The sequence below is a fragment of the Pyrococcus sp. ST04 genome (assembly GCF_000263735.1).
In the GTDB taxonomy this organism is placed as follows: domain Archaea; phylum Methanobacteriota_B; class Thermococci; order Thermococcales; family Thermococcaceae; genus Pyrococcus.
In genome coordinates this window covers 1,129,459-1,145,709 of sequence record NC_017946.1, presented here as the reverse complement: position 1 = coordinate 1,145,709, position 16,251 = coordinate 1,129,459, and the positions used below count along the sequence as shown (strand labels likewise).

The 16,251-nt window shown below is 41.4% G+C and carries 17 protein-coding genes; 12 read left to right on the top strand and 5 right to left on the bottom strand.

Annotated features, from left to right (window positions below; translation table 11 throughout):
- Positions 1-20: 20 nt before the first annotated feature.
- The 3 genes from PY04_RS05930 to PY04_RS05920 form a co-directional block, all read right to left on the bottom strand.
- Entirely contained in the window at positions 21-587 is a 567-nt protein-coding gene (locus tag PY04_RS05930; RefSeq protein ID WP_014734234.1) for a thioredoxin family protein, read from the bottom strand.
- 63 nt (positions 588-650) lie between these two features.
- Positions 651-2,078, bottom strand: a complete 1,428-nt coding sequence (gene gltA, locus PY04_RS05925) for an NADPH-dependent glutamate synthase (protein WP_014734233.1) — start codon at positions 2,076-2,078, stop codon at positions 651-653.
- Entirely contained in the window at positions 2,079-2,915 is an 837-nt protein-coding gene (locus PY04_RS05920; protein ID WP_048056044.1) for a sulfide/dihydroorotate dehydrogenase-like FAD/NAD-binding protein, read from the bottom strand. It lies immediately after the preceding gene.
- A 154-nt stretch (positions 2,916-3,069) separates the two neighbouring features.
- Here PY04_RS05920 and shyB point away from each other — a divergent pair, with 154 nt between their 5' ends.
- Genes shyB through PY04_RS05890 form a run of 6 tightly spaced genes read left to right on the top strand, consistent with a single transcriptional unit; the run spans position 3,070 to position 8,804 of the window.
- Positions 3,070-4,074 carry an NAD(P)-dependent hydrogenase/sulfhydrogenase 2 subunit beta gene (gene shyB, locus PY04_RS05915; protein ID WP_014734231.1) on the top strand — a complete coding sequence of 335 codons (1,005 nt, stop codon included), beginning with the start codon at positions 3,070-3,072 and terminating at the stop codon, positions 4,072-4,074.
- Complete coding sequence (gene shyC / locus PY04_RS05910) at positions 4,071-4,937, top strand: NAD(P)-dependent hydrogenase/sulfhydrogenase 2 subunit gamma (protein WP_014734230.1); 867 nt, start codon at positions 4,071-4,073, stop codon at positions 4,935-4,937. The genes shyB and shyC overlap by 4 nt, the downstream gene beginning before the upstream one ends.
- Before the next feature lie 5 nt (positions 4,938-4,942).
- Positions 4,943-5,656, top strand: coding sequence for a hydrogenase (locus tag PY04_RS05905; protein WP_048056221.1), 714 nt, complete (start codon positions 4,943-4,945; stop codon positions 5,654-5,656).
- 3 nt (positions 5,657-5,659) lie between these two features.
- Positions 5,660-6,898 carry an NAD(P)-dependent hydrogenase/sulfhydrogenase 2 subunit alpha gene (gene shyA / locus PY04_RS05900; RefSeq protein ID WP_014734228.1) on the top strand — a complete coding sequence of 413 codons (1,239 nt, stop codon included), beginning with the start codon at positions 5,660-5,662 and terminating at the stop codon, positions 6,896-6,898.
- 47 nt (positions 6,899-6,945) lie between these two features.
- Positions 6,946-7,401, top strand: coding sequence for an alanyl-tRNA editing protein AlaX (locus PY04_RS05895; RefSeq protein ID WP_014734227.1), 456 nt, complete (start codon positions 6,946-6,948; stop codon positions 7,399-7,401).
- A 53-nt stretch (positions 7,402-7,454) separates the two neighbouring features.
- The gene (locus PY04_RS05890; protein WP_014734226.1) at positions 7,455-8,804 is read left to right on the top strand and encodes an MATE family efflux transporter; all 1,350 of its coding nucleotides are present in this window, start codon (positions 7,455-7,457) and stop codon (positions 8,802-8,804) included.
- 1 nt (position 8,805) lies between these two features.
- Here PY04_RS05890 and cdr read toward each other — a convergent pair whose 3' ends face one another.
- Positions 8,806-10,131: a CoA-disulfide reductase gene (cdr, locus tag PY04_RS05885; RefSeq protein ID WP_048056043.1), complete on the bottom strand. Its 1,326-nt coding sequence runs from the start codon at positions 10,129-10,131 to the stop codon at positions 8,806-8,808.
- 85 nt (positions 10,132-10,216) lie between these two features.
- Here cdr and PY04_RS05880 point away from each other — a divergent pair, with 85 nt between their 5' ends.
- Together PY04_RS05880 and pyk are read left to right on the top strand one after the other, a co-directional pair.
- Entirely contained in the window at positions 10,217-11,392 is a 1,176-nt protein-coding gene (locus PY04_RS05880) for an MFS transporter (protein WP_237710113.1), read from the top strand.
- Entirely contained in the window at positions 11,389-12,819 is a 1,431-nt protein-coding gene (pyk, locus tag PY04_RS05875) for a pyruvate kinase (RefSeq protein ID WP_014734223.1), read from the top strand. Before PY04_RS05880 ends, pyk begins: the two co-directional genes overlap by 4 nt.
- A gap of 18 nt (positions 12,820-12,837) precedes the next feature.
- On the opposite strand, the gene PY04_RS05870 is transcribed toward pyk, so the two are convergent.
- Positions 12,838-13,890, bottom strand: coding sequence for a magnesium transporter (locus tag PY04_RS05870; RefSeq protein ID WP_052306422.1), 1,053 nt, complete (start codon positions 13,888-13,890; stop codon positions 12,838-12,840).
- Between the two features lie 207 nt (positions 13,891-14,097).
- Between PY04_RS05870 and PY04_RS05865 the strand changes: the two genes are divergently transcribed.
- From PY04_RS05865 to PY04_RS05850, 4 genes are all read left to right on the top strand, one after another.
- A complete protein-coding gene (locus tag PY04_RS05865) occupies positions 14,098-14,427 on the top strand; it encodes an iron-sulfur cluster assembly protein (protein WP_014734221.1) in 330 nt (109 codons plus the stop codon).
- Between the two features lie 71 nt (positions 14,428-14,498).
- On the top strand, positions 14,499-15,044 hold the full coding sequence (locus PY04_RS05860) for a 50S ribosomal protein L16 (protein ID WP_014734220.1): 546 nt from the start codon (positions 14,499-14,501) through the stop codon (positions 15,042-15,044).
- Between the two features lie 55 nt (positions 15,045-15,099).
- The gene (locus PY04_RS05855; RefSeq protein WP_014734219.1) at positions 15,100-15,447 is read left to right on the top strand and encodes a 6-pyruvoyl tetrahydropterin synthase family protein; all 348 of its coding nucleotides are present in this window, start codon (positions 15,100-15,102) and stop codon (positions 15,445-15,447) included.
- On the top strand, positions 15,444-16,205 hold the full coding sequence (locus PY04_RS05850) for a 7-carboxy-7-deazaguanine synthase QueE (protein WP_014734218.1): 762 nt from the start codon (positions 15,444-15,446) through the stop codon (positions 16,203-16,205). Before PY04_RS05855 ends, PY04_RS05850 begins: the two co-directional genes overlap by 4 nt.
- The last annotated feature ends 46 nt before the right edge of the window (positions 16,206-16,251 follow it).

Sequence of the window (16,251 nt, the reverse complement as noted above, 5' to 3'; positions counted from 1 at the left end):
TTTTGGACATAAGTGTCCATTTAAGGTTCTGGTTGTCCCATAAGGAACCACTTCGTCATGTTAGTAACTGCGCTTTCAGCTTTTGTGTTGTTTAATGGCAAAATATACTGGCCAGAACTTAAAATTAGTATAACACTATTGTGTTCCATTGCCGTTTTGACAATTTTAGGGATTACTTTTGGATCTATTTCACCCTCGATTATAGCATATAGTTTGCCAGAATAGAACACTCCTATTAGAGGAACTCCAGTAACTCCAATCATTTTAGAGAAGTTCTGGTAAATTTCAAAGTTTTTTTCAGATTTTCTTACCTCATAGAAGGTTAGACTTCCCTCACCAAAATACTCCGGCAGTAACTCCTTCATTCTTTGACAGTGAGGGCATGTGTCCAGTCCATAGATGTAGAAGTGGAACTTTGATTTATCCAGCCCCTCCAACCAATCTTCTGTTATCGTCGTTGATTGATGGGAGGTTGGAGTCGTTGAGGCGTGCTGAGAAATTGTCTGTGTTGAAGGTGGTGAAGATATGCACCCCGAGATGACAATTGGGAGCACAAAGACTAGTAGGATTATGGGAACTCTATTCATTTAATCCACCTATAATCTCCAGAAATTGATCTTTTAAGTAGTTTTCCCAAAAAATATGAAAAGTTAAGAGGCCTCTCGTGTTAGGTATTCGTGGATTGCTTTTGCTGCTTTTCTTCCGTCTCCCATTGCTAGGATTACTGTTGCTTCTCCCCTGATTGCGTCCCCACCAGCAAAAACCCCAGGAATAGAAGTCATCAAATTCTCATCAACAACTATTCTTCCCCACTTGTCCACTTTAAGTCCAGGAACCGTCTCTAAGAAAGTCTTATTGGGGGTCTGGCCTATGGCTATAATTGCAGTATCAAATTCCATTACGAATGTTTCTCCAGTTGGTATTGGCCTCCTTCTTCCACTTTCATCTGGCTCTCCAAGCTTCATCTTTTCAAGTTCAATGGCTTTTAAATTGCCGTTCTCGTCCCCAATGAATCTCTTTGGAGAAACTAAAAACATAAATTTAACTCCTTCTTCTTCAGCGTGCTTTATTTCTTCTTCTCTCGCAGTCATTTCTTTCCTTGTTCTTCTGTAAAGAATCCACACCTCAGCTCCAAGTCTTAATGCTGATCTAGCAGCATCCATTGCTGTGTTACCTGCTCCAATAACTGCTACTTTTTTCCCAACTTTTATGGGGGTATCATATTCTGGGAATTTGTAAGCCTTCATGAGATTAATTCTAGTCAAGAACTCATTAGCTGAATAGATGCCATTAAGATTGACCCCTGGCCAGGGGAATATCCTAGGAGTTCCAGCTCCAGTTCCTATAAATATTGCATCAAATTCCTCTCTAAGCTCTTCGAAGGTTATCGTTTTTCCAACAAGAACATTAGTTTCTATCTTTACTCCAAGCTCTTTGAGCTTAGCTAATTCTCTTTCAACGATTTTCTTTGGTAGTCTGAATTCAGGAATTCCATAAATGAGAACCCCCCCAGGCTTGTGGAGGGCTTCGAAGATTGTTACTTCGTAGCCCATTTTTGCTAGTTCTGCTGCGCAGGTTAAGCCTGCAGGCCCAGCACCAATAACAGCCACCTTCTTCCCATTCTTTTTAATTTCACCAACTTGTTCTCTGAGAAGTTCATCTTCTATTCCTTTTTCTCTTGCGTAGTCTGCTACGAATCTTTCGAGTTTTCCAATGTTTACTGGATCTCCAACCTTGCCGACAACACAAACACCCTCACACTGATCCTCCTGAGGACAAACCCTACCAGTAATTGCGGGTAAAGAATTACAAGCCCAAATTATCTTTAATGCTTCTTTAACTGCTTTATCTGGATCATCTCTATATTTCCTCAATGCTCCAATGAATCCTGGGATGTCTATGTTAACTGGGCATCCTTTGATGCAGGGTGCGTATTCTTTTGGGCATTGTAAGCATCTCTCAGCCTCCTTCAAAGCCAACTCCCAAGTATAACCAAGATTAACCTCACCAAAATCCCTAACCCTCTCCTCAACAGGCCTCTCAGGAGTAGGAACCCTCTCCTTGATAAGCTTGGGCATTCAAACCATCCCCCTTTCCCTCTTCCATTTTTCAAAGCTTATCAATTCAAGGTCGCGATAGTATGTGAGTCTCTTCATAAGCTCATCCCAATCAACCAAGTGTGCGTCAAATTCAGGCCCATCAACACATGCAAACTTTATTTCTCCCCCAACAGTCACTCTGCAGGCACCACACATTCCCGTTCCATCTACCATAATGGGATTGAGGCTTGCCATGGTTTTTATTCCATAAGGCTTTGTTAGCTCTGCTACAGCTTTCATCATAATTGCTGGGCCAACTGCATGCACAAGATCGATTTTTCTTCCTTCTTCTATTAGTTTTTGAAGTGCATGTGTCGTAAATCCCTTCATTCCATAACTTCCATCATTTGTAGTTACTATTACCTCATCACTTACTTCCCTGAGTTTGTCCTCCCAGAAGACTAGTTCCTTGGTTCTGAATCCTAAAATCGATATCACATAGTTTCCAGCTTGCTTCATGGCTTTTGCAACGGGGTATATCTCTGCAACTCCAACCCCACCTCCCACCATTACAACTGTTCCAAATTTGTCTATATGGCTTGGCTTTCCCAGGGGACCTAGAAAATCAAGTATGTAATCACCTTCATTGTAAGTTCCCAGCTCATGTGTTGTCTTTCCTACCTCTTGGGCAACTATTGTAACTGAACCTTTACTTATGTCAACGTCGGCAATTGTCAAGGGTATTCTTTCTCCTCTTTCATGTAACCTAATTATCACAAATTGTCCTGGTTTTGCATGTTTTGCAACTCTGGGAGCTTCTATCTCAAAAAGATTAATGCCAGGAGCGAGTCGTTCTTTCCGTAAAATTTTGTACACTGGCATCACCTTGGTAAATTTCTATTTTGGGTATAATAAAAATTTCTTTCGATGTATTCCACCATTTGTTCAAAACTTTAAGTTGTCAAAATGGCGTTTTGGAAATTCTTATCACCTCATTTTATCATTACAAAATATCAAGGAGGGAAGATTCATGAGATACGTTAAGCTTTCATCCGAAAACTTTTCTGAATTTTTTGAGAGCTTAAAGGAGATTGGCAAAATATATGGTCCAGTGAAGCATAACTCAACGTATACATTTGAACATGTTGACAATGTTAAAGATTTAGCACTCAAGTACAGGAGAACAATACTTCCACCAAAAAAGTTCTTTGTCAAACCGAGAGATCAGTTATTCAGGCTGAAGCAGAATACATGGGAGGAAGTAAAGGATGTAGAAAAATTCGTATTGTTTGGAGTGCATTCCTGTGATATTCACGGATTAAAGATACTTGACAGAGTATACCTCCAGGATCCTATAGACCCATATTACAAAGCGAGGAGAGATAACGCTTTCATTGTGGGAATTAGCTGTATGCCTGATGAATACTGCTTCTGTAAGAGTCTAGGTACAGACTTTGCAATGGATGGGTTTGACCTTTTCCTTCACGAGCTTCCAGACGGCTGGCTAGTGAGGGTAGGAAGCATAAAAGGACATGAGATCGTGTGGGAGAATCAAGAATTATTTGATGAAGTTACCGATGAAGATCTCAAGAACTTCAAGGAATTTGAAGAAAAAAGGGCAAAGGCATTCAAAAGAGAAATAAATAGAGAAGGTCTGGCAGATATACTTGACTTGGCATTTAATAGCCCCGTATGGAAGAAATATTCTGAGAAATGTTTAGGCTGTGGGAACTGTACACTTGTATGTCCAACGTGTAGATGTTACGAGGTCTGTGATAACTGGACAAGGGCATATGAGGCGGTAAGAGAAAGAAGATATGACTCATGCTTCATGCCAACTCATGGCTTAGTTGCGGGGGGTCATAACTTTAGACCAACTCGATTAGACCGTTTTAGGCATCGCTACTACTGTAAGAGCTATTTTGATCCATCTGCCGGCTTTAACTGCGTTGGGTGTGGAAGGTGTGATGAGTTCTGTCCCGCCAGGATAGAACACGTTAAGGTTCTCGAGGAGATTAGGGAGGGGTTAATATGAACCCCTATGAGAGTTATGAAGCGAAGATAATTGAAATTAGGGAACTAACTTCCAGAGAAAAACTCTTCACACTTCGATTTACCGATAGAGAACTTGAGAGTACATTCACATTTAAGCCTGGTCAGTTTGTCATTGTTGATTTGAGGGGCTATGGAGAGTTTCCAATAAGCCTATGCTCTCCTCCTACAAGAAAGCCTATTCAGCTATGCATAAGGAGGGTTGGGAGACTAACGAGGTTAATTCACAAGTTCGACGAAGGTGATAGTATAGGAATAAGGGGCCCCTATGGAAATGGGTTTCCTCTTGAGAAGATGGAAGGATCAAACCTTATTCTAGTAGCTGGCGGTCTCGGAATGGCCCCTCTTCGCTCTGTCCTATGGTATGCCATAGATACAGGAAAATTTGAGAGAATCTACCTGTTCTATGGAACAAAGAGTTACGAAGATATTCTGTTTCGTGATGAGATAATATACCTGCTTAAGCATGGAGAGAAGCTAAACTGCCACGTTAAGCTTGCGTACGAAGTTGAAACCCCTTCATGTATATACCTCGAGAAAGGATTTTCAGAAAAAGTGTGTAAAGGAGTTGTCACGGATTTGTTTAGGGGTGAAGAGTTCAATGTGGAGAATTCTTATGCCCTCATATGTGGCCCGCCTGTTATGTACAAGTTCGTGATAAAAGAGCTCTTGGACAGGGGTCTTTCCCCCGGGAGAATTTACATGACGTTAGAAAGAAGGATGAAGTGCGGAATTGGAAAGTGCGGGCATTGCGTCGTTGGAACCAGCGTCTCTATGAAATATATCTGCAAAGACGGTCCCGTCTTCACGTATTGGGATGCCCTTTCTACGAGGGGGTTGATATGATGAAGATGAAACTAGGAGTTTTTGAGCTTACCGACTGCGGAGGTTGTGCTCTCAACATACTGTTCTTATACGAAAAACTCTTCGACATTCTTGAGTTCTACGAGATAACGGAATTCCATATGGCAAGTTCATCTCGGAGCAGAGAAAAGCTTGATGTGGCAATAGTTACTGGAACGGTCTCAACTCAGAGGGATTTGGAGGTTCTTAAAGATGCTAGAAACAGAAGCGAATATTTAATAGCTCTAGGAACCTGCGCAACACATGGAAGCGTTCAGGGGAGCGTAGATGATACCAAAGCAGCCTTTCGGAGAATTTATGGGGATATAAGAGGTCCAACAAAGGTATTTGACCCAAGACCTGTTGTAGACCATGTTCCAGTGGACTTTGCTATTCCCGGATGCCCGTATAACAAGGAGGAGCTCTTTCAAGTTCTCATGGAACTAGCAAGAGGAGTCGAACCAGTTGCAAAGGACTATCCCGTGTGCCTAGAATGTAAGCTTAATGAGTACGAGTGTGTTCTCTTAAAGAAAGGCATCCCATGTCTTGGTCCTGTAACTGCTGGTGGATGCAATGCCCAATGTCCGGCGTTGGGGTTAGGATGCATTGGATGTAGGGGCCCTTCTATGGATGCTAACATTCCAGGAATGGTTGAAGTTCTGAAAAATATCCTTCCAGAAGAGGAGATTAGCAAAAAGCTTAGGACTTTTGCAAGGTGGTGAGTGATGATTATAGAATTGGATGAATTTACGAGGGTTGAAGGAGTGGGAAAAGCTGAGATAGTAGTGGAGAACGGGACAATAAAAGAGGCAAGGGTTAAAATACTAGAAGGACCAAGATTCTTCGAAGTTTTAACTTTAGGAAGGAATTACTGGGATGTGCCCGATTTAGAAGCTAGGATATGTGCAATCTGTTACCTCTCCCATTCAATAGCATCGGTTAGAGCCATAGAAAATGCTCTTAAAATTGATGTACCTGAGAGCGTAAATAAACTCAGGGAACTTGGTCTTTGGGGGGAGATCATTGAAAGCCATTCTCTACACCTGTACCTCCTAGCACTTCCAGATGTTCTAGGGTACCCTGATGCCATTTCAATGGTTCAAAGGCACGGAGAGATTATCAAAGAGGGATTAGCAATTAAGGCATTGGGAAACACGATTAGAGAGGTGATAGGAGGAAGAGAGATACATGGAATAAACGTAAAGCCAGGGGGATTTGGTAGGTACCCAAGTGAGGCGGAGCTTGAGAACATAGCGAAACATGCAAGGTCTCTTGTCAGGTTCGCTAGGAGAGTTGTTGGAATATTTGCATCCCAGGAACCCAGGGGTGCAAAAGCTGAAACAGCAATGACGACTAGTGAATACCTATGGGGTGATGAATTAATTATTGAAGGAGAAAGGATTCAGTATGAAGATCTAGAGGAAGTGCCAGTCAGTTATAGCTTTGCTAAACACACATATTATAAAGGGAGCCCTATCTTTGTAGGTGCACTAGCTAGAGTGCTCTTGAAGGGCATTGCTGAATCCGGAGAAGCTGAGAGATTGTTAAGGGAACATAGGGAGAAAATTGAGAGCAGGTATGTTATCTATAATAATCTAGCTCAAGCGATAGAACTTGTCTATGCCCTTGAGAAAGTTTCTAAGATCTGTGAGGAATTGTTATGTGAGGGCATTGAGAAAGTGATAGTTGAGCCTGAGGAGAAGGAGGGGGAAGGAGTAGGATACGTGGAAGCACCGAGAGGAGTTCTAGTTCATCACTACAGGATAGAGGATGGGAAAATTGTGTGGTCCAACACAATAACGCCCACGGCTTTCAATCAGGGAATAATGGAGCTTAGTCTTCTTGAGGATGCAAGGAGAATGTATGGTTCACTACCCGAGGATTCATTAAAAGCAAAACTTGAGGAGGTCATTAGAGCTTTCGATCCTTGCATCTCATGCTCGGTTCATTTCGTTAAAATGTAGTGTTTTTCCTTTAAACTTTATATCTCAGATAAGACTTAAGATAAGGCATGACAGCAGAAGAAGTAAGAGCGCATACTGCCCTTCATGTAGTTAAGGGAGCTGTTGTTAAAGTTCTTGGGAAAGAAGCTAAATGGACAGCTTCAACCTATGTCAAGGGAAACAGAGGAGTTCTTGTTGTTAAATTCAATAGAAAGCCAACGGAAGAGGAAATCAGAAAGATCGAGAGACTTGCGAATGAAAAGGTTAGGGAGAACGTTCCAATAATTGTGCATGAGCTTCCGAGAGAAAAGGCTGAGGAAATGTTTGGTGAAGATATGTACGATCTTTTCCCGGTTCCAGATGACATTAAGATCTTGAAAGTCGTTGAAATAAAAGGGTGGAATATTAATGCTTGCAATAAGGAGCACACGATGACGACGGGAGAAGTTGGAGAGATAAGAATTAGAAAGGTTAGATTTAGAAAAAGCAAAGGGCTCCTTGAGATAAGCTTTGATGTTCTGTGATGGTTATTATTCCCATAATAAACTTTTTATTATAACGCTTCGATGGATATCTGATGTCAACTCTTCAAAAGGCCAGAGAGGAGATACTTCACGGGAGCATTGAGAAGACACTTTTAAAGCTTGCATTCCCTCTGATAGTTAACAATTTAGTTCAGGTTATGTATAACCTTGCTGACACGTTCTGGTTAGCAAAGCTTGGTAGAGCTGAACTTTCCGCTCCCGGAACCGTTTGGCCTCTTCTCTGGTTTATGACAAGCCTTGGAAGCGGTTTTGTCGTTGCTGGGTTTGCAATGGTGAGCCAATATGTGGGTGCTGGAGACTTCAAAAAGGCGAGCAGAGTTGCTGGTTCTCTCTATGCTCTTCTTCTAGTTTTGTCATCGATTCTGGCAGTTTTTGGGATATTAATCTCTTCATATGCGCTTAGGTTTGTTAAGGTGACCCCAGAAGTTTATCCATTTGCCCTGAGATACATGAGGATAGTATTTGCAGGAATTCCCATAGCACTCACACTTTACGCTTTCAATTTCATTTTGAGAGCTGTCGGGGACACTAAAACTCCTGTTGCAGTGAACATATTAACAATAATACTCAACATGGTCTTAGATCCGATATTCATATTTCCCCTGAAACTTGGAGTGCTTGGGGCTGCATTAGCAACCGTTGTTTCTGAGGGAGTAGGTTCAGTCATAGGAGGTTACCTTCTCTTTACAGGGAAGGTAAGTGTCCATCTGACCCTAGAGGATATGAAGCCAGATCTTGGCCTCTACTGGAAAACCTTCAAGATAGGTCTTCCGGCAACCCTTGGGGATTCTGCCAACTCGTTTGGCTTTGTTCTCCTAACTAGGATAATATATGAGTTTGGGACAGTAGCATTTGCTACCTATACAATTACAAATAGGCTAACAAACTTCATGTTCGCTTTTGCAAATGGGATAAGTCAGGCAATGGGAACTATGATTGGGCAAAACGTTGGAGCTGAAAAATATGAAAGGGCCAAGAAAATTGCTGAAAAGGCCATGCTGATTAACTTTGCAATATTATCGACGGGAACAATACTGTTCATAGTTTTCAGGGAGAAAATCTTTATGGTGTTTACCCATGACCCTGGAATATTAAGAGAGAGCGAAAAGGTTGTTAAGTATTTTGCCGCATCGTTTCCATTCTTTGGGATATTTTCAGCAGTCACTAACGTTTTTTCCTCTGCCGGCCATACAAAGAAAAATCTTGTTCTAGGAACAATAAGACTGTGGGGCCTAAGAATCCCACTAAGCTACTTTTTAGGAAGGATATTGGAAGACAGTGCTGGTGTTTGGATAGGGATGGGGCTTAGTAACGTAATTTCGGCAATTATTGGTCTGGCTTGGTTTTTGAGTGGTAGTTGGATGAAAAGGATAATAGAATAAGTTAAAACTTTAGGACTCTAGCAAGAACGACAAGGGGATCCCAAACTGGAGCAAATGGAGGGGCGTATGCCAAATCTGTAAAGAAGGCATCTTTTGTCGTAAATCCTGCCATTAGCATTGCAGCAGCCGTATCTATTCTTGGTAATATTTCAGAACCAACTACTTGGACTCCAAGGAGCTTATTAGTCTCATTGTCCACGACTCCTTTTAGCCAAATTGGTTTTGCACCTGGGTAGTAATGTGGTCTTGTACTTGCCTTTATGAATGCCGTTCTTACGTCGTATCCTTCCCTTATTGCTTCTCTTTCTGTCAGCCCAGTTTTTCCTATTTCTATATCCATGAACTTGGTCACACTAGTTCCAAGGACTCCTGGGAAGGTTATTTCTTTGCCTGCTATGTTGCTTCCCGCTACATACCCCATCTTGTTACCCGCTGGTGCAAGAGGCATCCAAACTCTTCTTCCTGTGATAACGTGTCTTGTTTCAGCAACATCTCCAGCAGCATACACGTTCTCAACGCTGGTTTGCATCTTTTCATTGGTCCATATTGCCCCAGTCTCTCCAATTCTAACCCCAAGTTGACGAGCTAGTTCAGTGTTTGGCTTTATACCAGTAGCAAGAACAACGAGATCAGCTTTATACTCTCCTGCATCGGTAACAACCTTTTCAACTCGATCTTTTCCTTCGATCCTCATTATAATTTCCTGAAGCCTTAAGTTCACGTGTTGCTTCATTCTCTCTTCTAGAATGTCAGTGACCTCTTTATCAAATGACCTTTTTAGGATTCTATCACCTCTTTCTATAACAGTCACGTTTTTCCCCTGGACAGCAAAAGCCTCCGCCATTTCAACCCCTATATATCCCCCTCCAACTATAACAACATCTCTCACTTCATTTTTCTCCATATACTCTTTTATTGCAACGGCATCTGGAGGTAGATCTGCAGTGAATACACCTTTAAGTTCAATGCCTTCCACAGGGGGTATCTTTGGCGAGGCCCCATTAGCAAAGACAAGGTAATCCCATTCATAACTTCTTTCCTCGCCTCCTTCCCTCACCCTTACATATCCCTGGTCAACTTCGATTACTTCGGCGTTGAGGTGCAGGTCTATACCTCTCTTCTTTATGAAGACTTCTGGAGGGTAGTGCATTAACTTCTCAGTTGGAGATATGCCTTCAACAACGTAAGGAATTCCACAAGGAGCATGACTTACCCATTCTGTCGCCTCAAAAACTTTAACATCCCATTCGGGCTTTAACCTCTTTACCCTAGAGGCTGCGCTCATACCGGCTGCTCCTCCACCGATAACAACTACAGTCTTTCTCATCTCTCTTCACCAACCTTTTGTTCTTAACTTTCGGTTAAAAAGCTTGACAATCGTTTTAAAAACTTTCATCTGAAAGTTCAGTTTGGTGTCTGAAGTGAAGAAGAACATCTTAGCGGTCATCCTTTTAATAGCATCTGCATTCACGGGTACGTTGGCATTTAGGCTGGCCGTTCCCGCAATAGCTTATTATAGCAGGGATGTTCTAAAAGCTTCAATGGTATCTATCTCTGTAATATCAACTTCTTTCATATTTGCTCGAGCCTTTGCCGCTGTTTTAGGGGGTTATGTAGTAGATAAGAGGCCTAGGCTTATTTTTCTTGGAGCCCTTGCAATGGCATTAAATGCCCCCCTGGTGTATCTTTATTCTCTCGCGACAAGTTGGATGGAAATAGTTGGGATAAAACTCGCTAACGGGTTTTTAAATGGAATTAGCTGGCCTCTAGCACAACTTGCCGTCGCATATGCTTCCCCCAAGAATATAAGGGCCAGAATTAGTGCAATTTACTTTTTTGCTGGAAGTTTAGCATCTCTCACTGGTAACTATCTTTACGCTTTTACGTCTAATCTAGGCATAAAAGGCCAAATGGTAATATCAGGTCTCTTTTACGTCTCCACAGGCTTTTTGATGCTGTTTGCCTACCTCCTTATAGGTAGTGTTAAAAAAGTGTCAGGAGACAAAAAGTCAGAGCTTGAAATTGATCCGAAAATAATTCTCGGACTTGGTGCATTGTTTTCCTTCCTCTCGGCATTTGCATTTGGTGAGGTAACCTATGTTTATATTTCGGAATCACTCGATATGAGCAAGGAAAAAACGGCAGTCTTGCTTGGAACGGTTAGCTTTCTTTCATCTCTGACTTCGTATTTGTTGTCTTGGATTGCAGATTCAATGGGAACTACTCAGGCATTGAGGCTGATCTCTGTGTTAGCCGGATTATCTCCGTTTTTTGCTTCGATTAAAGTCCTCCCGACTATTATCATAGGGATATTCTTGGCACTAGTCTCTGTGAACTCCTTCAGGCCGATCTCTAGAAAAGTCTTAGTTTCGCACTCTCGATCTTCTCTGGCAATAGGAGGCATTAATGGGATTCAAAATATATCGACGTTCATTGGAGGGATAATATTTGGACTAGCGTATTCTCTTGGATCTTTTTCGATTTTACATTTGGCTTTTCTCCCGTATTATCCATTAGCAATTCTCTCGTTAATAATGGTAAAGGAAATTAGGAAGTTCACCAAAATAACTTCCGGTGGGGAAAGGTGAAGTTGCCCAATCATAAGACAAAAATAGTAGCGACAATAGGTCCTGCTACAAACTCCAAGAGAATGATAGAGAAGCTAATAAAGAGCGGAATGAGCGTTGCAAGAATAAACTTCTCCCATGGGACATTTGAAGAACATGCAAAAGTTATTGAAATGATCAGAGAAGTTGCATGGAAGCTCGATAGGAGAGTTGCAATATTAGGAGATCTTCCAGGGCTTAAGATAAGAGTTGGAGAAATAAAGGGGGGATATGTAGATTTAAAGAGGGGAGAAAAAATAGTATTAACAACACGAGATGTTGAAGGAGATGAAACAACGATTCCAGTGGAATACAAAGAGTTCCCAAAGCTGGTGTCAAAGGGGGATACAATTTATCTCAGTGATGGATACATAGTTCTTAGAGTTGAAGATGTAAAGGAAAATGAAGTTGAAGCCGTTGTAGTATCTGGGGGGAGACTATTCTCAAGAAAAGGCATAAACATCCCAAAGGCTCACTTACCAGTAGAAGCAGTTACACCAAGAGATATGGAAATAATAGAATTTGCGATTGAACATGGGATAGATGCAATAGGGTTAAGCTTTGTTGGAAGCGTTTATGACGTTCTAAAAGTTAAGGGATTCCTGGAAAAAAGGAATGCTGGTGATGTATTTGTAATAGCAAAGATAGAGAGACCAGATGCAGTGAGAAATTTCGAGGAGATATTAAATGCCGCCGATGGGATAATGATAGCTAGGGGAGACCTGGGAGTTGAAGTTCCAATAGAAAGGCTTCCAATACTTCAGAAAAAGTTGATAAGGAAGGCCAACCAGGAAGGTAAGCCGGTGATAACTGCAACCCAAATGCTCGTTTCGATGACCACTGAAAAAGTCCCAACTAGGGCAGAAGTTACCGACGTTGCAAACGCTATTTTAGATGGTACAGATGCAGTCATGCTTTCAGAAGAGACGGCAGTAGGTAAGTTTCCAATTGAGGCAGTGGAGATGATGGCAAAAATAGCTAGAGTTACTGAGGAATATAGGGAGAGCTTTGGGATGAGCAGAATTAGGGAATGGCTAGAGACAAACTCCCATAAGGGAACCATAAAGGAGGCCATAACTAGGAGTATAATAGACGCATTGTCCACCGTAGATATTAAGTTCATCTTGACCCCGACAAGGACGGGAAGAACGGCAAGGCTAATTTCAAGGTTCAAGCCAAAACAATGGATTCTAGCATTTTCAACAAACGAAAGAGTCTGCAACAACTTAATGTTCAGCTATGGGGTTTATCCGTTCTGCCTTGAGGAAGGATTTGATGAGAAAGACATAGTAAGGCTGATTAAGGGACTTGGGCTGGTAGAGAGCGACGACATGGTGCTAATGACGGAGGGTAAGCCAATAGAAAAGACCGTAGGAACGAACTCAATAAAAATCTTCCAAATCGCTTAGCTTTTTCTACTTCTTTCTTTAACTGGCTAAACTAACAATGAATATTGTCCCTAGGACATCTGCTATAGTAGTTATAAGAGGAACCCCAAGGTTATCGGGATCCAAGTGAATCGCCTCTGATAAAAGAACCATACTTATCCCAATAGCTAAGATAGTTACAGTTATTAATGGAAACCCAAGGATTAAAGGAACAATTATTCCGGCCTTTGAATGCAGGAGAATCTCGACTATTACAATTCCAACTAAGTTTGCGATTATTCCCAAGGGAATTGCGAGGAGAGCTAACACAATAACCTCCAATAATGCCTCAAAATTCAAAACTCCGCTCCTTCCTTCAAGATGGTAGTACGTTGAAAGCTTTGCAACTCCGACACTTCCAATATTCCCTAGGCTATCTAGGATAGAAGGGTACAAAACAGCCAAAAGGATAGCCCTTGATATTCTCGATGAATAAGTTTCAAGAATTGAACCCGCAAATGCTTCCAAGATAACTAACCCAGTTAGGATACCAGAAATTTCCCGAAAGCTCCTGTCAAAAGTTCCACCAGTTTTTATAGTAAGAACAACTAAGAGAAGTACCATAAAAGCGAAAATGAGGTAGAATGCTTCTCTCCTAACTTCGTAAAGGTGAAGGAAGAATATTAACGTTGGAATTGTAATTATATCAGAAAGAGAGGTTATTAATGGGGTAGCGAGTAGATCAGGGTCAAAACCCTTTTTGTATGGAATTACTGTTATCAAGGCAGCAGAGTACCCGAGGAGTAGGCCTATTGAGAGAGCAGACATTAGTACAACAATCAGAGAATCTATTGCAGACCTAAAATTATCCACATGTAACACTCCTACGATCCACAATAATACAAGAGGAACCTTGGAAGAAAACACCGCCCTAATTATTTCCCTCTGAACTTCTTTATCAAAGATACTGGAGACTACACCTAGATTGAGTTTAGTCGTTAAGCGGGATGCTAAAGCCCCAAAAACATTCCCTCTAAGGTCCATAAGTCCTGGGAGTACCACTAGTAAAATAGGAAACTTTGTTGCTATCTCTGAATAATTTTCCCCCAGCACAGTCCCACCAACAAAATCTAAAAGCAAACATACCAGTAATGCGGGAAAAGTCAATTTTAGAATATTTTTAGCTTTTTCTAAAACCTCTTGTCTCACTATTATCACGCTCCACTTTTTCTTGCCCTTACTTTTGACAATAGAAGCAAATTTAAACTTTTTGCATATTCAAAAATTAAGTTTAAAATGGGGTCGTCTAAAGATAAGACCATGAAAGTGTACCACCCAGATAGGGATTGGCCTCCAGAATATAAAGAGGTGCTTGAAGAGCTTAAGCGCATTATAGACCCGATAACTGGTGATAATATTCTTGACTCGGGGGTAGTTGCTGCCCTTGAAGTCTCAGGTGATACATTAAAAATTTGGTTGAAATTTGAGAGTCAGGCAGAATACAATATTCTAGGTGGAGCGGCTATGGCATATTCCAGGATAGTTGGAGATATTATGGAACGATTTGCCCTTATTAAGTTTGACAAAGTATACGTGTACGATCTGAGAAATAATATAATTGGAAAGTTTGAAAATAAGAGAAGAGTATAGCTCCAAAACTTTTATAAAACTGAGAGCAGGTTAGCCAATAGGCTTCATTGTGATAATCAGGAGGTGAGATTATGGCTCTAAGGCCTGCCAAGATAGATAGGTACGTTGACAAGCCCGCTTATACAAGGAGGGAATACATAAGAGGAGCCCCTGGTCCAAAGATAACTATATTTGATATGGGGAACCCTGCAGGCGATTTTGAGTTTGAAGTGGCACTTCACACGGCCGAACCAGTTCAGATAAGACAAAATGCCCTTGAAGCTGCTAGGCAGCAAGTAAATAGATACCTCCAGAAGAACGTTGGTAGAAGCAACTACCACTTTAAGATAAGGGTTTACCCATTCCAGGTTCTCAGAGAAAACCCAATGGCTACGGGAAGAAAGGCAGATCGTTATGGTAATGGAATGAGGAGACCTTTTGGGAAACCAATAGGACTCGCTGCAAGGCTTAAGAAGGATCAGAAGATCCTGAGCATAAGAGTAAACAGGCAACACCTAAAGTTTGCCCTTGAGGGAGCTAGAAGAGCCGCAATGAAGTTCCCATGTAAGTGCTATTACAGAATCTATGATAAGAATGGAAATGATGTAACAACCAAGATCCTTTCCCAGGGTATTTGATTTTCCTTCCATTAATTTTATCTATTTCCATATTCATTCTATTCTTGGTGGTTTCATGAAATCTAGGGTAATAGTCAGGACTAGCTTCGATGCTGCTCATGCTGTTAAAGTTGAAGAAGACTGGGAAGAGCTTCATGGCCACACGTTTTTCTTGGAAGTCACAGTTGAGGGTTCTATAAAGCATGGATATATTATGGACTTTGTAAAGCTCCAAAAGCTTGTGGAAAGTGTAACTAGAGAATTAGATCACAGGAATCTTAACAAATTCTTCGATAATCCAACAACTGAAAACATAGCACTATGGATTGCTGAAAGAATAAAAGAAAAGCTACCTGGTAACGTAAGTCTAAAGAGACTTGTATTGTGGGAAGGAAAAGACTATGGGGTGGAGCTTGAGTGGTGAAGATAATATTGGCCGAGATATTCAATAGCTGGCAGGGTGAAGGAGGAAGCGTTCCTGGGAGTGCATTTGGGAGGAGACAAATATTTATTAGGTTTGCAGGCTGTGATCTTAGATGCTCGTACTGTGATTCTAGGGAATTCTGGGATGCAAGAAAAGTTAAGAAGTACCGGGTAGAGGTTGAGCCTTTTACGTGGAAATTTGAATATAAGAACAATCCTGCTGAAGTTGATGAAGTTATTAACGCTGTTTTAAAGTTGGATACGGGAGATATACACTCAATAAGTTACACTGGGGGCGAGCCAACTCTCCAGGTTAAGGGCCTTAGAATACTCATGAGCAAACTAAAGTCTCTTGGCTTTGACAATTTTCTGGAAACTCATGGGGGGTTTCCGGAGTTAATAGCTCAGGTTGCTGACCTCACTGACTATGCTAGCGTCGATATAAAGGATGAGAGTGCCAAAGCTACAAAAAACTGGAGAGACCTTGTTCTTAGAGAAATTAGAAGCATAAAAATCCTCAGGGAAGCGGGGGCTGAAGTGTATGCAAAGCTAGTTGTTACAAGGGATACAAAAACGGAAAACATTAAGTGGTATGCATCTCTGCTAAAAGGATTAGCCCCGCTTGCAATTCAACCAAAGGAACCAATGGACGTTTCAATGGATAAGCTTATGAGCTTTTACAAAGTAGCATCTGACATTTTGGGGAAGAAAAATGTTGGACTTAGCTTTCAAGTTCACAAATACTTGAATGTTCTTTAGCTACCAAAACGTGTATAAGTCATCTCCAGGAAAGTTAAAGTGATGG

Coding starts and splice junctions, on each gene's coding strand:
- gltA (WP_014734233.1), bottom strand. CDS start 2,078: ATGCCCAAGCTTATCAAGGAGAGGGTTCCTACTCCTGAGAGGCCTGTT.
- shyB (WP_014734231.1), top strand. CDS start 3,070: ATGAGATACGTTAAGCTTTCATCCGAAAACTTTTCTGAATTTTTTGAG.
- shyC (WP_014734230.1), top strand. CDS start 4,071: ATGAACCCCTATGAGAGTTATGAAGCGAAGATAATTGAAATTAGGGAA.
- PY04_RS05855 (WP_014734219.1), top strand. CDS start 15,100: ATGAAATCTAGGGTAATAGTCAGGACTAGCTTCGATGCTGCTCATGCT.
- PY04_RS05890 (WP_014734226.1), top strand. CDS start 7,455: ATGTCAACTCTTCAAAAGGCCAGAGAGGAGATACTTCACGGGAGCATT.
- cdr (WP_048056043.1), bottom strand. CDS start 10,131: ATGAGAAAGACTGTAGTTGTTATCGGTGGAGGAGCAGCCGGTATGAGC.
- PY04_RS05895 (WP_014734227.1), top strand. CDS start 6,946: ATGACAGCAGAAGAAGTAAGAGCGCATACTGCCCTTCATGTAGTTAAG.
- PY04_RS05905 (WP_048056221.1), top strand. CDS start 4,943: ATGAAACTAGGAGTTTTTGAGCTTACCGACTGCGGAGGTTGTGCTCTC.
- PY04_RS05860 (WP_014734220.1), top strand. CDS start 14,499: ATGGCTCTAAGGCCTGCCAAGATAGATAGGTACGTTGACAAGCCCGCT.
- PY04_RS05865 (WP_014734221.1), top strand. CDS start 14,098: ATGAAAGTGTACCACCCAGATAGGGATTGGCCTCCAGAATATAAAGAG.
- shyA (WP_014734228.1), top strand. CDS start 5,660: ATGATTATAGAATTGGATGAATTTACGAGGGTTGAAGGAGTGGGAAAA.
- PY04_RS05930 (WP_014734234.1), bottom strand. CDS start 587: ATGAATAGAGTTCCCATAATCCTACTAGTCTTTGTGCTCCCAATTGTC.